This is a genomic window from Parasphingomonas puruogangriensis, assembly GCF_036663635.1.
In the GTDB taxonomy this organism is placed as follows: Bacteria; Pseudomonadota; Alphaproteobacteria; order Sphingomonadales; family Sphingomonadaceae; genus Sphingomonas.
The window spans coordinates 56,886-73,519 of sequence record NZ_JAXOJI010000003.1 but is presented as its reverse complement, the minus strand read 5'-3'; the positions used below and the strand labels follow the sequence as shown (position 1 = coordinate 73,519).

The following is a 16,634-nucleotide window of genomic DNA, read 5'->3' as shown; positions in this document are numbered from 1 at the left end:
ACTGGGCCCCGGCCTTCGCCGGGGAAGCGTGATTGTGGGTTGGGAGACGTCACGACGGCACCGCCACCCGGTCGATCGCCTGCGCCAGTTGTTCGAGCCACAATTCCGGCCCGTCTTCGACGATCGTCGAGACGGATTCGAGCACGAACGCGCCGCGCGCCACGCCGGCATCGCCGACCGCAAAGATCGCGCGCGGCAATTTGCCATCGAGCAGCGCGACATCATCGGGGTGTACGCGCAACATGGCCGATTCCGCGGCGTCGGCGAGCATCTCCGCGGCCGTCTCGATCCGCCCCGCCAGCAGCTCCGCCGCCACGCCGATCTCGCCGACCAGCTTGGTGACCAGAAACAACACCGTCTGGCGCAACTGCCGCGCCATCTTGTCGCGATCGAGCCGATCCTCCGCGCGCAACGCCGCGCCCAGCGTCGCGAGCAACGCCGCGTCGCGCGCCGCCGCCCCGCTGCGTTCGGCCAGCGCCGCGGCGACGCCTTCGGCATAGCCGGCGGCATGCGCCGTGGCGATCGGATCGACGAAGCTCGCCGCCTGCGGGTCGAACGGATCCCACCCCTCGGTCGGGTTAATACCAGGATTTTCCGGCGCAAAATGCTTCGGATTGGACGCTTGCGGTGCGAAGCCGACCGGCCCGCTGCGCGCCGCGCGCTCGCGCACGTCATAGGCGGCGAAGCCGGGCTTGGGCTGGTCGAACGCCTGGTGCAGGATCCGCGCCGCGGCATCGTGGCGGGCCGAAAAGCCGGCAGCAAAATTAGACATAATCGTCCTCGCTCGCGCCCATCTGGATCGTGCCATCCTTGGCCAAGCTCCGCGCGGTCTGGATGATCACCTTCTGCGCCTCGAGCACTTCGCTGAGCTTCATCGGACCACGTGCTTCCATCTCGTCGCGAATGCCGTCCGCCGCGCGCGCCGACATGCAACCGAGGAAGCGCCCACGCACCGCTTCATCGACCCCTTTTAGGGCCCGGGTAAGAATGTCGCTGTCGATGTTGCGGATCAGCGTACCGAGATTCTTGTCGTCGAGGTCGAGCAGATTATCGAACACGAACATCGCTTCCTCGATCGCCTTGGCGACGTCGCGGTCGATCTTGAACAGTTTCGGCATCACGCGCTGCTCGGTCGTCTTGCGACCGCTCGACAGGATCTTGGCGGCATCGCGCGTCCCGCCCATGGTCATGCCGGCCGAGGCCTGCGGTGCGGCGCTGCGCTTGGCCAGCATGATGGTCAGCGTCTCAATCGCCTCGGGCGTGATCGGGCCCAATTTGGCGATGCGGTGCAGGATATCGGGCTGTACGCTGTCCGGCAGCAATTCCAGCACCTGCGCGCCGACCACCGGATCGAGATTGGCGATCAGCACCGCGGCAAGCTGCGGATGCTCCTTCTCGATCATCCCGGCCAGCTCGGGCGCATCGAGCCAGTCGAGCAGGTCGATCTGGCACGCATCCTCCGCCGGCACGATGCGTGACAGCACGCTCTGCGCCTTTTCCTGCCCCAGCGCGCGGTGCATCACCGCTTCGATCTGCGGCCGCGGATCGAAGGTGATGCCGGTGCGCTCGCGCGCACGGCCGACGAAATCGTCGAGCACATGCTCGACCTCGTCCTCGCTGACATCGGCGACCGCGAACATCGCCTTGCCGAGCTGGCGAACCTCTTCCGGATCAAGCTTCTGCAGGATCGCGGCGGCTTCCTCCTCGCCGACCAGCATCATCAGCACGGCGGCGCGCTCGACGCCGGTATAGGAACGAGCCATCGGGGTCGCGAGCGCGCTCATGACTTGATCATGTCGCGCACGGCGAGCGCGGCGCGCGCCGGATTATCGCGCGTGAAGCCGCGCACCATGCCGATGCGCTCATCGTAACTCTGCGCACCGGCAATCTGCTCGATGCCCACTGCCGGCTGACCGGGCTGGGCCGGCGCGGTGCCGCCCATCTCGCGACCGAGCGCAAGCCGCGGCCCGGCATCGTCGCGCTTCTTCATCAGCGCCTTGGCCAGCGGCCGCACGCCAAGCATCAGCACCAGCAAGGCGATGACGATCGCGGTCACGTTGCGCGCGATGATCGGCAGCCAAGCATTGTCGTACCACGCCTGGCCCTTGTCGAGTTCGGCCGCGCCGGCGAACTTGCGGCTGATCACGGTGACCTGGTCGCCACGCCCTTGCGTATAGCCGACCGCGGTCTGCACCAATTGCGTGATCTGCTGGATCTCCATCACGCTGCGCGGCTTGGCCGTCTCGATATCGCGCAGCAGCACGGCGACCGACAGCCGCTTGACCCCACCCGGCGCGGCGCGCGTGACCGACACTTCCTTGCCGAGATCGTACGCACGGGCGAATTGATCGCTCTGCTTGACCGCCGGTGCCGCCGCCCCCGGTGCGGTAGCGGCCGTCGCCCCCGGCGTCGCCGGGACGGCCTGGTTCGGCGCGGTCACCGTCGATGCGGCGGGCGGCGTGTTGGACAATGCCCCGGGGATACCGCCGGGTTGCGCGCTATCCGCCTGATTGCCGGTCCAATTGCCCTGTTCGGCGCGCAGCGTGCCCTGCTTGTCATAGGATTCGCGCGTCGCCTGCGTCTCGTCGAGATCGACCTCGGCCTGCACTTCGGTGCTGAAATTGCCCGCGCCGACCAGCGGGGTCAGCAATTGCACGACCTGCGCGCGATATTTCTCCTCGATGCGGCGCTGGTAGGCGATACGCTCGTCGCCCGCCGCGCCCAGGCTGCTTTCGCCCGCTGCCTTGGTCAGCAAGCCGCCCATCTGATCGACGATCGTCACGGCATCGGATTTCAGCTTCGGCACCGACGAGGCGACGAGATTGATGATCGAACTGACCTGGGCTTCGCTGAGCGACCGGCCGGGCTGGAGTTTGAGGATCACCGACGCCGACGGCGCGGCATTGTCGCGGATGAACACGGACGCCTCAGGCGTGGCGAGATGCACGCGCGCCTCGGCCACCGCGTCGATTTCCTGGATCGAGCGCGCAATCTCGGTCTCGCGCGCCTGGCGCAAGCGTTCGCCTTCGACCGCGCGGGACACGCCCATCGGCAGCTGATCGAGGATCGCATAGCCGCCCGGCGTCGCCTTGGGCAGGCCCTGCCCGGCGAGCAGCATCTTGGCCCGTGCGTAATCGTCTTCATCGACCGTGATCGCGCCGGCATCGTCGATCTTGGAGACGATATTGCCCTGTTCGAGCGCCTGCGTGACCGACGCCTTGTCGGCATCGGCGAGGCTCGCGAACAGCACCTTCTGCGGCGCGGTGCTGAACGACATCCAGGCGAGTGCGGCGGCGGCGAGCAGGCCGACCATCAGGATCATCGGCAGGCTGCGGCGCACCGCGGGTTGGGCGAACAGGCCGCTCACCTGCTGCAGCGGATTGGCGAAGCGTTCGGGCATGCCCGAGGGGATGAGGGCGTTGCTCATATTATACCGGCATGCTCATGATGTCCTTGTAGGCGGACAGGAGTTTGTTGCGGACCTGCAAGGTCGCCTCGAAGCCGACGCTGGCCTGCTGGCGCGCCAGCATCACCTTGGCGATGTCGATCGTCTCGCCGCGTTCATACGATGCGGAAAGATCGCCGGCCTGTTGCTGGCCCTGGTTCACGCTTTTCAGCGCGTCTTCCATCGTCGCGGCGAAGCTCGCCGGCTTGGCCTCGGCGGCCGGCGTGGCCGCCGTGGCATTCGCGCGCTGCAGCGCCTCGTTGCGTTCCAAGATCTGCGCGCGCAGCGCCATCACCCGATCGACGCCCATCGGCGCCCCGACGCCGCCGATGCTCATGCCCCGATCGCCTGATATTGGCCGGCCCGGGCGATGTCATCGCCCTGTTCGCGCGCTTTGGCGAGGCGGTAGCGTAGTGTACGCTCGGAAATGCCCAGTCGCTTGGCGGCCTCGATCCGGCTGCCGCCGCATGCCGCAAGCGTTTCGCGGATCGCCTGGAACTCGCGGATCTGCACAATATTGCCCAATGTCCTGGCCGTCTCGGGCTGGTCATTGGCGGCGATCTGGTGAAGCGGCGCGGACGGCCGATCGAACAGGATATGCTCGGCGGTGATCGTATCGCCACCGCAGAACAGCAAGGCGCGCTGAATGACATTCTCGAGTTCGCGGACATTGCCCGGCCAATCATGCGCCACCAGCGCCGCGACCGCAGCCGCGTTCGGCCATGGCACCACCGCACGATTGCCGGCATGGCGCAGGATCATCGTTGCGGCGAGCGCAGGGATATCCTGGCGGCGTTCGCTCAGCGAGGTGGTGGCGAGCGGGAAGACGGACAGGCGATAATATAGATCGGCGCGAAACCGGCCGGCCGCCACCTCGCTTTGCAGATCGCGGTTGGCGCAGGCGATCACGCGCACGTCGATCTTTTCCGGCGTCGAGGCGCCGATCGGCACGACTTCGCGTTCCTGCAACGCGCGCAGCAGTTTGGCCTGCAATTGCAGCGGCAGTTCGGCGATCTCGTCGAGCAGCAAGGTGCCGCCATTGGCCGCGCGGAAAAACCCTTCCCCGCCCACCGACGCGCCGGTGAACGCGCCCTTCTGATGGCCGAATAGCAACGCCTCGAGCATGGTCTCGGGCAGCGCGGCGCAATTGATCGCGATGAACGGGCCGTCGCGGCGATCGGACGACGCATGGATATGCCGCGCCAGCACTTCCTTGCCGGTGCCGGTCGGGCCGTTGATCAGCACGGTGATGTCGGCCACCGCGACGCGTTCGGCCAGCGCATAGAGCGCCAGGCTTTCCGGATCGGCGGCGGTGGGGGCGTGCGCGCCCGATACCAGGGCGCGGACGAAGCCGTTGCCGACCGCCGCGTCGTCGGCGGTAAAGGCGATCCGCGCCGCGCTGCCGTCGCGGGACGGCGCGACATAGCTGCCGCCCTCGCCGATGATCACGGTGCGCGCCGGGGCGGGTGGCACCTCGCCCTCGGCGACGAGAAACAGATCGCCGGACTGCGGCTTGCCATCCTCGAACGAGCGGATGGGGAACCCCTGCGCGCGCAGCGACGACACCAACGCATATTTTTGACGAAGAACTGCTGCTGATGGGACGATCGAACGCATTGTATTCCCCCTTCGTGTGAGGGGTGAATGGGGGCCAGTTGGTAAACAGCACGTTAAATATGATTCAATATGGGTCGAATTGTCTCCAATCATGTTCGATTGTGACGCCCGCATCGACTGGCGAGGGCTTTAGGTGCCTTTTTTTCGCGCGGATCGCCGGAGCGGCTTAAGCTCGACCCGCAACGGTCGTTATCCCTGCTGACGGCTCAGCCTTCCGCTAGGGGGCGGCGGGGATCGTCAAGTCCATATCTGGAGATTTGACATGACTGTTATCGGAACCAACATCGGTTCGCTGCGCGCAGCGAATGCATCCACCTCAACCAACCAGGCGCTGCAGACGTCGATGGAACGCCTGTCGACCGGCAAGCGCATCAATTCGTCGAAGGACGACGCCGCCGGCCTGGCCATCGCATCGTCGATGACCTCGCAGATCAAGGGCATGAACCAGGCCGTGCGCAACGCCAATGACGGCATCAGCCTCGCCCAGACCGCAGAAGGCTCGCTCAGCGAAGTCACCAACATGATGCAGCGCATCCGCGAACTGGCGGTCCAGTCGGCCTCGGATACCTATTCGAACGACGACCGTGCGAACCTGCAGGCCGAAGTCACCGAGCTGACCTCGCAGATCAAGACGTCGTTGCAGGATGCCGAGTTCAACGGCGTCAAGCTGTTCGACACCACCGCAAACGGTGCCGGCAAAACGACTTCGATCCAGGTTGGTTCGAATTCGGGCGATACGGTCGACATCAAGGTCGGCAATCTCGATCTGACCACGATTTCGGGTTCGGCGGACTACGTTGCGGCAAGCGCTGATTATGCACCGGCCAGCGCCGATTACGTTGCGGCGTCGAGTGATTATGTCGCCGCCAGCGACGGTGGCACGCCGAACGATACGTCGGACGATACCGCACAAGTCGGCACCGCCCAGGTCGGCACCGCGGCAACCGGCACCGCCGCGTCGGGCACGACCGCGCCGCTGTCGATCGCGACCAAGGCTGGCGCCAATGCCGCGCTCGACGTGGTGGATAGCCTGCTGTCCGACGTCAACACGGTCCGCGCCGGGCTCGGTGCGAGCCAGAACCGTCTTGCCTCGGTGGTCAACAACCTGACCTCGAACGTGACGAACCTGACCGACGCGCGCAGCCGCATCGAGGACGCCGATTTCTCGGCCGAAACGACCAACCTCGCCAAGGCGCAGATCCTGGCCCAGGCCTCCACGGCGATGCTCAGCCAGGCCAACCAGAGCCAGCAGAGCGTGCTCTCGCTGCTACGTTAAGGAGCGGAACGGCCCCGGCACCGCCCCCCGATGGGTGCGGGGGCCGACCGGGCCCTTCCTTCTCCGCGACGGAGGGGCATGGAGACCCCGGCGGCCAAGCGGCTGCCGGGGTCTTTCGTTGTCGGTTAGAGATCGATCGACGCAGACAGTTTGAACGTGCGCGGCGCGCCCTGCAGCAGTGCGGTGCCGAACACGTCAAAGGCCGAGGCCCAATAGCGCTTGTTGGCGACGTTATCGACGCTCAGGCGCAGCGTGACCGGCTGGTCGGCGACCGCCACGACATAACGCGCGCCAAGATCGAAGCGCGTCCAGTCCGGCAGCTGCAGCGTGTTGGCCACGTTGACCTGCTGCTTGCCGGTATAGACCACGCGGCCAGTGAGCGTGACGCCGGGCAGGAAGTCCATGTCCCACTCGACATTGGCGTTGGCGAGATACTTGGGCACGCCGACCGCGGTATTACCCTCGCTAAGCGGATTGCCGGTCCGGCGCAGCTTGGCGTCGATGTACGACGCGCCGCCGATCACGCGCAGGCCCTGCGTGATCTCGCCGTCGAGGCTGAATTCGATGCCGCGGTGGCGCTGCACGCCGAACACGCCGTAGCGGTACAGCGCGGTGCCGTCGGCAACGCTGCCCGAATCGACGATGCTGTACGCGCTGGGCCTGTCGATCTGGAACGCGGCGAGACTGGCATTGACGCGGCCGAGCGCGAGCTTGCCGCCGACCTCATATTGCTTGGAGCGGAACGCGGCGAAAATCTCGCCCGCATTGACCGTACCGACCGGCGCGACCCCGCCCTGGATCAGGCCCTCGATGCGGTTGGCGTAGAACGACACGCCCGCTACCGGCTTGACCACCAGGCCGAGCACCGGGGTGACCGCGTCGGTGTCGAACTCGCTGGCAACCGCGCCATCGACGATCGAATAGCCGGTGGTCTGGATCTTCTGCAGGCGCAGGCCGGCGGTGAGCAGCAGCCGGTCGTCAAACAGGCCCAACGTGTCCGACGCGAACGCGCTGCCAACCTTGGTCCGCGTGATCGGGAACGGGTCCGAAAGGTCGCCGCCGACCAGGCTCGAACTCGGCAGCGCGACGCTGGGGGTGTCGTACAGGTTGGTCGTATAGCCCGCAAAGCCCGGGCCGTAGAGGAAGTCGTAGGCGTTACGGTTGACCTGCCACGAATAGGAACCGCCGAAATTGAACTCCTGCGTGAGGCCGCCGGCAGCGAGCTTGACGCGGATACCGGCCTGCGCGGCTTCGTTATTATCGGTGCGCGGCACGTACAGCGCATTGCCATTGGCCGCGCCGGTGGCGGCGTCGGTCACGGTCAGGCCGTCGTAAATGCCCTGTTCGGACCCGTCGCGCGCACCGAACGCGGCATAGACCATCGCATTGTCCGACAGATCGTATTCGATGCGGCCGGTGCCGAAGATGTCGCGGAGCGTGGTGTAGGAAAAGGACTGGCCGTAATTGGCGTCGGCCTTGGGCACCTTGGGGATGAACGCACCGACCGTCACTTTCGGGCGCAAATTGGCGATATGGACGCGCTGGTAGCCAAGATCGAGCGAGAGCCGCACCCGGTCGCTATGCCAGTCGAAGCCCGCGCCGATTACCGCGGTGCGGCGGAACTCGTCGTCGATACCGACGTCGCCGGCCGTATAGGTGCCGTTGATGCGCACGCCGAACGCACCGTCCGCGCCGAAGCGGCGCGAGATGTCGGCGCTGCCGCCGAAATTGCTCGTGCCGCTATAATTGGCGGTGAGCCGCGTCAGCGGCGTCTCGCCCGCATGCTTGGGGATCAGGTTGACGCTGCCGCCGATGCCGCTGCCGCCGGGCGCGGCGCCATTGAGGAACGCGCTCGCGCCGCTTAGCACCTGCACCTCCTGGTAGAGCTGCGGCGCGATCAGCTGGCGCGGGGTGATACCGTACAGGCCGTTAAGGCCGATATCGTCGCCATACAGCGTGAAGCCGCGGATCACGAACTGTTCGGCGGCGTTGCCGAAGCCGTAGGTGGTGCGGATCGACGGATCGTTCTCCAGCACCTGTCCCAGCGTCTGCGGTTGCTGGTTGAGGATCAAGGCAGCATTGTAGCTCTTGATGCTGAACGGCACGTCGGCGGCTTGCTTGTCGCCGAGCACGCCGACCTGCCCGTCGCGTGTCACCTCCGTGGCATTGTCGCGCTGCGCGATGACGATGATGTCGTCGCTCGGCGCAGCGTCCTGCGCGAACGCTGGCAAGGCGAACGACAAGGCGGAAGCCGAAAGCGCGAGGCGGATACTGTTCTTCACGGGGTAGTCCTTGGTTGGAGAAAATTCAGGAACGGCGCGCGCGTAGCGCCCAGGCGACGGCAGCGATCGGCAGCGCCAGGCCGAGCCAGGCCACGACATCCTCGATGCCGTCGCCGGCCAGCGCGCTGACCAGCCCGACCAGGCTGGCGAGCGCGATCGCCATCGGCCAGGCGAACATGCGGGCAAGCGACTGCCGGCGGCCCGCGGTCATGCCGGCACCGTGCCGCCGCTTTCGACTTCGCGCACGCGCGCGTCGAGCGAAGTGCGGCGCTTGCCAAGCCACAGATACAGGCCCGAGCCGAGGATCACACAGGTGAACGCATCCAGGATCGCCCACAGGATCTTGAGCGGCAGCCCGCCATAATCGCCGAAATGCAGCGGCTGCGATAGCGAGAGGGCTTGGACGTACCACGGCATTGGTTGGATGGCGGTTAGCGCGCCGGTCTCCACATCGATCAGCGCCGGGGTGAGCAGCCGCTTGGTGAGCGGCGTGTCGCCTTGCAGGAACACGGCATAATGATGCCGGCTGCTATAGGGCACGCCGGGAAAGGCCATGAATTGCACGCGATTGCCCGGCGCGGCGCGCTGGGCGGTGGCCACCGCCGCGTCGATCGAGCCGAGCCGCGTCGGAATGTCGGCGTCTTTATACGCCGCCGTCATCGCGGCGAGATCGTTCGCCTGCCACAATTGAATGATCGGCGTCGCCAGTGTGTTGATCACCCCGGTCAGCCCGACCACACTGGCCCAGGCCAAGGCGACGATACCGAGCAGATTATGATAATCGAGCCACTTCACGCGCGTGCTGCGGCGCGTGCGCACCGTGCCGAACGCGAGCTTGCGCATGAACGGCGTGTACAGCACCACGCCGGACACGATCGCGACGAAGAATAGCAGCCCCATCGCGCCCAGGAACAGCATGCCGCCGAGCCCGAGGAACATGTCGGTATGCAGTTGCAGCAGGAAATGCATCACGCCGCCGTCGGATTCCGCCGCGGCTCCGACCAACGCGCCCGTGCGCCGATCGTAGGACAGCAACGTCATCTGCTCGCCCGGGGCATCGGCCCTGGGCGCGGTGGTGAAGTTCACCACCGGGCGATCCTCGTCGAAACTCATATACAGCCCGACTTCGCCCGGCCGAGCGGCGCGCGCGCTGGCCAGCAGCGAATCGAGCGAGCGCAACGGCACCCCCGCGGCGGCCGGGGCCAGACGCTGCGGCGCGCCGGTCAGCGTATCGATCTCGTCATGGAAAATCAGCGGCAGGCCGGTGACGCACAGCATAAGCAGGAAGGCAGTGCACACGATGCTCGTCCATTTATGGACGAGATACCAGGCACGGATCGTGCGCCGCGTCATCGCGGACCGGGAATTATAGTATTGCGAGGCATTATCAGCGGCCGCTACCGCACCGGTCGCTTTGGGGCAAGCCCAATGGAGCGCTGCTAAATTTGCGGGTACAGGCTGCGGAAAGGTCCGGGCTGGCACAATTGTGCGACAATTGGGCCGTAGCGATGGCTCATCCTATCGAAAGGTCATCCTACGTTGCGCGTTTCCCATCTCGCCATTGCCACCATCTTGGCCGGCTGGCCCGTTCTCGCCGCCGCGCAGGATGCCGCCCCCGCGACCCCCGCGCCGGCCGCCGCTGCGGACGCGCAGGAGCTTGGCGCGGCCGAGGATCTGGGCGAAGAGATCGTCGTCACCGGCCAGCGCCCGCCGGGATCGGTGCCCGGTGACATCACGCCGGAAAAAACCCTCAGCCCTGCCGATATCCGGTCCTACGGCGTCAGCTCGATCGGCGATCTGCTGACCGAACTCGCCCCGCAAACGACCAGCGGACGCGGCGGTGCACCGGTGGTGTTGCTCAACGGCCGCCGCATCTCCGGCTTCCGCGAAATCCGCGACATCCCGACCGAGGCGATCCTGCGCGTCGATGTGCTGCCCGAGGAAGTGGCGCTGAAATTCGGCTATCGCGCCGACCAGAAAGTGGTCAATTTCGTTCTGCGCCGGCGCTTCCGCTCGGTCGCGGCCGAACTGACCGACGCGCAGGCAACCGACGGCGGTCGCAACACGCCAGGCGGCAAGCTCGACCTGCTCAACATCCAGGCCGCCACGCGCCTCACGCTGCACGGCGAATATCAGCGTAGTTCGGCGCTGACCGAAGACGAGCGCACTATTCCGCTGAGCAGCACCGGCACCATCGATCAGCGCGCATATCGTACCTTGCTCGGGCAAGCCGAGAACTTCTCCGCCAATGCGGTGTATGCGCGCAACGTGTTCGGCAATGTCGCCGCCACGGTCAACGGCAGTATAGAGCGTAGCAACGGTTTGGGCCTTAACGGCTTGCCGACCGTCACTTTGGGCGCGGTCGATCTCGCCGCGCTGGAACAGCGCACCTCGTCCTGGACCACGCATCTCGGCACTACGTTCAATGGCGACGCCGGCAAATGGCGCTGGTCGCTGACCGGCAATTACGACCGCGTCGTATCGACCAGCGTCAATCAGGCGCAACGCGATACCGAAACCACCATCTTCGACAATCGTGGCCGCTCCATCTCCAGCACCGGCAATGTCGATCTGCTGTTCGCCGGCAGCGCGTTCGATCTGCCGGCCGGCGCAATCGCCACCAGCGTGCGCATCGGCGCCTCGACCAGCGATTTCGACAGCCGCGCGGATCGCTTCGGCGTAACGCAGCGCGGCGCCGTATCGCGCGATATCGTCAACGGCCAATTGAACGTCGATGTGCCACTGACCAGCCGTTCGAAAGACGTGCTGGGCGCGATCGGCACGCTGTCGGCCAATTTCAATCTCGGGCTCGATCAGCTGTCGGATTTCGGCACGCTGACCACGATCGGTTATGGCCTGAACTGGACGCCGATCCCCGCGCTGCGCATCCTCGCCTCGTTCACCGACGAGGAACAGGCGCCGACCGCGCAGCAGCTTGGCGATCCGCGGATCGAGACGCCCAATGTGCGCGTGTTCGATTTCGTCACCGGCCAGAACGCCCTCGTCACGCGGATCAGCGGCGGCAATCCCTTGCTCGACGCCAATACGCGCCACGTGAAAAGCCTTAGCGCCACCTTGAAACCGTGGAGCGCGAAGGACATCACCTTTACCGCCAATTATACCGCGACAAAAATCGACGATCCGATCGTGTCGTTTCCGGGCGCGACCGCGGCGATCGAAAAGGCGTTCCGGCAGCGCTTCCTGCGTGGTGCCCCGACCGCGGAATACCCGGCCGGGCAATTGCTGCAGATCGACGCCCGCCCGATCAACTTCGCCGAGAGCGATCGATCGCAACTGCGCTGGGGTGTCAATTTCTCGCAACCGCTCAAATCCAAGATCCAGAAGCAGCTCGAGGCCTTTCGCGCCGGTACCGGCCCCAACCCGTTTGAGGGCATGGAGCGCCCCGGACGCCCGGGCGGCGACGGTGCGCCGGGTGATCGCCCGCCGGGCGAGGATGGCGCACGCGCCGGCGGCGGCGATCGGCAGCCTGGCGAGGGCCGGCGCGGCGGCGGTGGGCCCGGCGGGCCCGGGGGCGGTGGCGGATTCGGTGGTGGGCGCGGTGGCGGTGGCGGTGGCGGCGGCCGCCTCAACTTCGCGCTCTACCATACTTGGCATCTCACCGACCGGGTCACCGTCGCCGACGGCGGACCGGTGCTCGATCTGCTCAAGGGCGACACGCTCGGCAGCGGCGGCGGCCAATCGCGCCACGAGCTCGAGCTGCAGGCCGGCTATAGCAATAACGGCCTCGGCGCCCGGCTGTCGGGCAATTGGATGAGCGCCACCGACGTCAATGGCGGCACGCTCGCCGCGCCCGAAACGCTCAATTTCGGTGCGCTCGCAACGGTCAATTTGCGGTTGTTCGCCGATCTCGGCCAACGTCGCGACTGGGTGAAGGATCACCCCTGGCTGCGCGGCATGCGCGTATCGCTGTCGGTCGATAACATCGCCAATACGCGGCAACGCGTGACCGATGCCAGCGGCGTAACGCCGGTGGCCTATGCGCCGGACTCGATCGATCCCTTGGGTCGGACGGTAAGGTTGAGCGTGCGTAAGCTGTTTTTCTAGCGACGGAGCGGGGCATCCCGCCACCCCATACCGTCACCCCGGACGAGTTCCGGGCCCACCGAGCGGCTTGCGCAGCCCTCGTAACCGAGGCGCAGTGCTGGCGGCACGGTGGACCCCGGACCTAGTCCGGGGTGACGGGTGTCTTGCTGGTGAGCGGCGCGCTAAACCGCCCGCGCCAGCGCCTTCTTCAACCGGGCATGCGCACTCGCCTTGATCTGGCACACCCTGGCCGAGCCGACCCCGAGCACCAGCCCGATCTCCTCGAGGTTCAACTCCTCGACATAATATAACTGCACCACCTGTGCCTCGCGCTCCGGCAACGCGCCGATCGCCCCGATCAGCGCCTCGCGCAGATCGCTCTCCGCCAGCTGCTGGAACGCATCGGGATCGTCACTGGCGAACCACGGCTTGTCGTCGGCATAGACCTCGTCGATCGGTTCGAACCGCACCGGCTCCGCCGCCGCATAGTCGGTTCGCAATTTATCGAGCGTCACGCCGAGCCTTTCCGCCATCCGGTGGTCGTCCGGCGCGTGTCCCAGTTCATGCGTGAGCGCCTTCACCGCCTCGGCATAAGCGCGCCGCCGCTGCATCGCCCCGCGCGTCAGCGTCGCGCCCCGGCGCAGCGCATCGATCATCGAGCCGCGCACGCGCGTCGCGAGATACTGTTCGAACGTCACGGCGCCCCGTTCCTCGAAACTGCCCGCCGCCTCGACCAAGGCGACCAAGCCGGTCTGCACGAGATCCTCGACCTCGATCGCGCTGCTCATGCTGCCATGCACGTGCCAGGCGATTCGCCGCACCAATGGCAGATGCTTCTTTGCCAGCAGGTTGAGGTCCGCGGCCGGCCCAGCGCGACTGTACACCAGCGGTTGCGCGTCACTGAACGCCATGCGGTGAGCGAGCGCGCTCATGCCGCCAGCGCAGTATTGGAGAAGCCGACGTGCGTCGGTTGGGGCGCGCCGATCACGGCGACGACCTCGACCGCCTTTTCCTCGGGCACTTCGAAGAAGCTCATCACCGGCGTATCCGGCAGGATCGTGCGCACCAATTTGCGGATCGCGACGCGGATCGCCGGTTGCACGACCAGCACGAACGGCTTGGCCTCGGCAATCAGCGGGTTGGCCGCGACCTGCAGCGCATCGACGATGCGGCGGCCGAGATCGGGCTCGATCGCGTGGCGGCGCGAGGGATCGCTGCGCACCGCTTGCCCAAGCAGCCCCTCGAGCTGCCCCTCCAGCGTCATCACGCGCAGCGGTTCGCGCACGCCGCACATCTTCTGGATGATCAGCCCGCCGAGATCTGGGCGGATCAATTCGATGATCTCGTCGGCATCCAGCGTCCTTTGCGCCGCGACCGAGATCGCCTGCGCGATGCGGCGGAATTCCTTGAGCGGCACGTTCTCGGCCAGCAGGCCTTTGAGCACCTGGGTCAGCGTGGTCAGCGGCAGCGGCGCGGGCGATAGCGACGCGACGAGATTTCCGGCGCGTTCCTTCAATCCATCGAGCAGGCTTTGCACTTCGTCCGGCCCGAGTAGGTCGGCGGCATGGCTGCCCAGCATATGGTTGAGATGCGTCGCCACCACGGTGCCCGGATCGACCACCAGATAGCCTGCCCCCGTTGCGGCATCGGCATCGCCACTGGCGATCCAGACCGCGTCGAGCCCGAAAGTCGGATCCTTGACGTTCTTGCCCAGCAATCCGCCGACCGCTTGCCCCGTATCGAGCGCGAGCATCTCGTCGGGCGACACGCTGTCCTCGCCCAGCGTCACGCCACCGACGACGATGCGATAGGCGAACGGCGCCATGTTGATATCGTCGCGCACGCGCACCTGCGGCACCACGAAGCCCAGTTCCTTCGACAGCTGCCGCCGCACGCCGGTGATCCGCGCCATCAATGGCGAGCCGCGCCGTTCGTCGACCAACGGCACCAGCCCGTAGCCAATATCGAGATTGACCTGCATGCTGTCGGTCACTTCCTCCCAGCCGATCTTCGACTGGTCGATCGGTTCCGCGGTGACGACTTCCACCGGAGCGGGCCGCTTGGCCTGCTGGTTGAGCTTCCACGCGGCAAAGCCGGTGATCGCCGCGGCCGGCAGGATGATCAGATGCGGCATGCCGGGCATGAGGCCGAGCAGCGCGAGGATGATCGCCACCGGCGTCCAGGTCCGCGCCGAGGCGAACTGGCCGCCGATCTGGCCGGCGAGATCCTGCGATGAGGTGACGCGGGTGACGATCGCGGCGGCGGCGATCGACAGCAATAGCGAGGGGATCTGCGCGACCAGCGCGTCGCCGATCGCCAGCAGCACATAGGTATGTGCCGCGTCACCGATCGACATGCCGTGGCTGACGGGGCCGAGGATCAGCCCGCCGGCAATGTTGGCGAACAGGATCAGTAGGCCGGCGACCGCATCGCCCTTCACGAACTTGGACGAGCCGTCCATCGAGCCGTAGAAATCCGCCTCGGTCGAGACTTCGACGCGGCGCGCCTTGGCTTCGTCCGGGGTGATGAGACCGGCATTGAGATCGGCGTCGATCGCCATCTGCTTGCCCGGCAATGCATCCAGCGTGAAGCGCGCGGACACTTCCGAGACGCGGCCGGCGCCCTTGGTCACCACGATCATGTTGATGATCACCAGGATCGCGAACACGAACAGCCCGACGATATAGTCGCCGCCGATCACGAACGTGCCGAACGCCTCGATGACATGGCCGGCGGCCGCCTCGCCCTCATGGCCGTGCCCGAGCACGACGCGGGTCGAGGCGACGTTGAGGCCGAGCCGGAACAAGGTGGCAAACAGCAGGACGGTGGGGAAAGCGGAGAAATCGAGCGGCTTTTGCGCGTTCAGTGCAACCATCAACACCGCCAGGCTGATCGCGATGTTCATGATGAAGAAGATGTCGAGCAGCGCCGTCGGAATCGGCACGACCATCAGCACGACGAGCAACAGGGTGGCGAGCGGCAGCGCGGAAGAGCGCAGCAGCGGCAGCACGCGGCCCAGGCCGCCTTGGGTGGTTGCAATGGCCATGGGTTACGCTCCGAGCTGCGCGAGCATCATGTACGCCAGCCGGGCGGTGGTCGGGGTCGGGCGCAGTGCGCTGACCATCTGGCGATCGTTCTTCTGCCCGTTGATCTGATCGAGCGTGGCGCGCGCCCAGGCGCTGGCCTGGGTGCCGCTCTCGCCGCTGCCCGGGATGACGGTCGCGCCGTCCATCTCCAGCGCTGAAGCCATCATGACATTGGTGTCGAATCCGCCGATCGCGGTACCGGTGGCCACCCCTGCCCCCTTGTCGAGCTTGGCGGCGAAGCGGCTATAGACTTGGCCGAGCGAGCGCGACTGTCCGGCGGAATCGAAGAACACATTATGGTTGGCGCGTGCCGCGGCCGGGAACAGGCTCGCTGCGCTGCGATTGGGATTGGCCTGCATCGCGCCCAGGAACGACTTGGCGCCGCCTAGGCCGAGGAAATGCGCCATGTACAGATCGGTGCCGGTAGCATCGCGGCCCAGCGCGCCCTCGATCGCGTCCTTATTGTCGGACGCGTGTTCCGCCGCCATCAGCGAGGCGGCCTGCGGATCGTTACGCAGGTTCAGGATCGCGCGGCGCGTGGCGGGATCGCTCACCGCCATCTTGCCGCCGGCGGTGGTGGTGATGGCGTCCGCTGCCCAGCTCATGCCGTGCTCCGCGCCATGCTGCTTCATCACGCGCAGCCAGCTCTGGTCGATGAACTGGTACAGGCCGGACGCGCTCGACGTGCCCGCCTTGGCATCGGCGCGCATCCCGCTTTCGATCTGCGCCTGGCCCATCAGGTAAGAGAAATCGACACCGGTCTTCTGGCTCGCCTGCGCGATCGCCGACTGGATGGACGTGGGCTTGGCGGTGACGGCAAACGGATTGAAGCTCATCGATCCTCGGCTGGTTAACCTTGTTCGAGGTCATTTCAGCAAGGAGCG

At 66.3% G+C, this 16,634-nt stretch carries 13 protein-coding genes; 2 read left to right on the top strand and 11 right to left on the bottom strand.

Annotation, left to right across the window (positions count from 1 at the left end; genetic code table 11):
* Nucleotides 1-49: 49 nt before the first annotated feature.
* The 5 genes from U1739_RS09000 to U1739_RS08980 are packed head-to-tail and all read right to left on the bottom strand — an operon-like array spanning nucleotide 50 to nucleotide 5,062.
* Nucleotides 50-772, bottom strand: a complete 723-nt coding sequence (locus U1739_RS09000) for a FliH/SctL family protein (protein WP_332706852.1) — start codon at nucleotides 770-772, stop codon at nucleotides 50-52.
* A complete protein-coding gene (gene fliG / locus U1739_RS08995) occupies nucleotides 765-1,784 on the bottom strand; it encodes a flagellar motor switch protein FliG (protein ID WP_332706849.1) in 1,020 nt (339 codons plus the stop codon). Before fliG ends, U1739_RS09000 begins: the two co-directional genes overlap by 8 nt.
* Nucleotides 1,781-3,427 carry a flagellar basal-body MS-ring/collar protein FliF gene (gene fliF, locus U1739_RS08990; protein ID WP_332706846.1) on the bottom strand — a complete coding sequence of 549 codons (1,647 nt, stop codon included), beginning with the start codon at nucleotides 3,425-3,427 and terminating at the stop codon, nucleotides 1,781-1,783. The genes fliG and fliF overlap by 4 nt, the downstream gene beginning before the upstream one ends.
* Nucleotide 3,428: 1 nt before the next feature.
* On the bottom strand, nucleotides 3,429-3,782 hold the full coding sequence (gene fliE / locus U1739_RS08985) for a flagellar hook-basal body complex protein FliE (protein WP_332706843.1): 354 nt from the start codon (nucleotides 3,780-3,782) through the stop codon (nucleotides 3,429-3,431).
* Nucleotides 3,779-5,062 carry a sigma-54 interaction domain-containing protein gene (locus tag U1739_RS08980; protein ID WP_332706840.1) on the bottom strand — a complete coding sequence of 428 codons (1,284 nt, stop codon included), beginning with the start codon at nucleotides 5,060-5,062 and terminating at the stop codon, nucleotides 3,779-3,781. Before U1739_RS08980 ends, fliE begins: the two co-directional genes overlap by 4 nt.
* A 262-nt stretch (nucleotides 5,063-5,324) precedes the next feature.
* Here U1739_RS08980 and U1739_RS08975 point away from each other — a divergent pair, with 262 nt between their 5' ends.
* Nucleotides 5,325-6,338: a flagellin N-terminal helical domain-containing protein gene (locus U1739_RS08975; RefSeq protein ID WP_332706837.1), complete on the top strand. Its 1,014-nt coding sequence runs from the start codon at nucleotides 5,325-5,327 to the stop codon at nucleotides 6,336-6,338.
* 125 nt (nucleotides 6,339-6,463) lie between these two features.
* Here U1739_RS08975 and U1739_RS08970 read toward each other — a convergent pair whose 3' ends face one another.
* The 3 genes from U1739_RS08970 to U1739_RS08960 are packed head-to-tail and all read right to left on the bottom strand — an operon-like array spanning nucleotide 6,464 to nucleotide 9,973.
* Nucleotides 6,464-8,620, bottom strand: a complete 2,157-nt coding sequence (locus tag U1739_RS08970) for a TonB-dependent receptor (protein ID WP_332706835.1) — start codon at nucleotides 8,618-8,620, stop codon at nucleotides 6,464-6,466.
* 25 nt (nucleotides 8,621-8,645) lie between these two features.
* Nucleotides 8,646-8,831, bottom strand: coding sequence for a hypothetical protein (locus tag U1739_RS08965; protein ID WP_332706832.1), 186 nt, complete (start codon nucleotides 8,829-8,831; stop codon nucleotides 8,646-8,648).
* On the bottom strand, nucleotides 8,828-9,973 hold the full coding sequence (locus tag U1739_RS08960) for a PepSY-associated TM helix domain-containing protein (protein ID WP_332706829.1): 1,146 nt from the start codon (nucleotides 9,971-9,973) through the stop codon (nucleotides 8,828-8,830). Before U1739_RS08960 ends, U1739_RS08965 begins: the two co-directional genes overlap by 4 nt.
* Nucleotides 9,974-10,159: 186 nt before the next feature.
* Between U1739_RS08960 and U1739_RS08955 the strand changes: the two genes are divergently transcribed.
* Nucleotides 10,160-12,685 carry a TonB-dependent receptor gene (locus U1739_RS08955; protein WP_332706826.1) on the top strand — a complete coding sequence of 842 codons (2,526 nt, stop codon included), beginning with the start codon at nucleotides 10,160-10,162 and terminating at the stop codon, nucleotides 12,683-12,685.
* 161 nt (nucleotides 12,686-12,846) lie between these two features.
* Here U1739_RS08955 and U1739_RS08950 read toward each other — a convergent pair whose 3' ends face one another.
* The 3 genes from U1739_RS08950 to U1739_RS08940 are packed head-to-tail and all read right to left on the bottom strand — an operon-like array spanning nucleotide 12,847 to nucleotide 16,586.
* The gene (locus U1739_RS08950) at nucleotides 12,847-13,596 is read right to left on the bottom strand and encodes a sigma-70 family RNA polymerase sigma factor (protein ID WP_332706823.1); all 750 of its coding nucleotides are present in this window, start codon (nucleotides 13,594-13,596) and stop codon (nucleotides 12,847-12,849) included.
* Entirely contained in the window at nucleotides 13,593-15,710 is a 2,118-nt protein-coding gene (gene flhA / locus U1739_RS08945) for a flagellar biosynthesis protein FlhA (protein ID WP_332706820.1), read from the bottom strand. Before flhA ends, U1739_RS08950 begins: the two co-directional genes overlap by 4 nt.
* A 3-nt stretch (nucleotides 15,711-15,713) precedes the next feature.
* On the bottom strand, nucleotides 15,714-16,586 hold the full coding sequence (locus U1739_RS08940) for a transglycosylase SLT domain-containing protein (protein ID WP_332706816.1): 873 nt from the start codon (nucleotides 16,584-16,586) through the stop codon (nucleotides 15,714-15,716).
* Nucleotides 16,587-16,634: the final 48 nt, after the last annotated feature.

Bases quoted from the DNA above. Each gene is read 5' to 3' on its own strand.
- U1739_RS09000 (WP_332706852.1), bottom strand. From the start codon at position 772: ATGTCTAATTTTGCTGCCGGCTTTTCGGCCCGCCACGATGCCGCGGCG.
- fliG (WP_332706849.1), bottom strand. From the start codon at position 1,784: ATGAGCGCGCTCGCGACCCCGATGGCTCGTTCCTATACCGGCGTCGAG.
- fliF (WP_332706846.1), bottom strand. From the start codon at position 3,427: ATGAGCAACGCCCTCATCCCCTCGGGCATGCCCGAACGCTTCGCCAAT.
- fliE (WP_332706843.1), bottom strand. From the start codon at position 3,782: ATGAGCATCGGCGGCGTCGGGGCGCCGATGGGCGTCGATCGGGTGATG.
- U1739_RS08980 (WP_332706840.1), bottom strand. From the start codon at position 5,062: ATGCGTTCGATCGTCCCATCAGCAGCAGTTCTTCGTCAAAAATATGCG.
- U1739_RS08975 (WP_332706837.1), top strand. From the start codon at position 5,325: ATGACTGTTATCGGAACCAACATCGGTTCGCTGCGCGCAGCGAATGCA.
- U1739_RS08965 (WP_332706832.1), bottom strand. From the start codon at position 8,831: ATGACCGCGGGCCGCCGGCAGTCGCTTGCCCGCATGTTCGCCTGGCCG.
- U1739_RS08960 (WP_332706829.1), bottom strand. From the start codon at position 9,973: ATGACGCGGCGCACGATCCGTGCCTGGTATCTCGTCCATAAATGGACG.
- U1739_RS08950 (WP_332706823.1), bottom strand. From the start codon at position 13,596: ATGAGCGCGCTCGCTCACCGCATGGCGTTCAGTGACGCGCAACCGCTG.
- flhA (WP_332706820.1), bottom strand. From the start codon at position 15,710: ATGGCCATTGCAACCACCCAAGGCGGCCTGGGCCGCGTGCTGCCGCTG.
- U1739_RS08940 (WP_332706816.1), bottom strand. From the start codon at position 16,586: ATGAGCTTCAATCCGTTTGCCGTCACCGCCAAGCCCACGTCCATCCAG.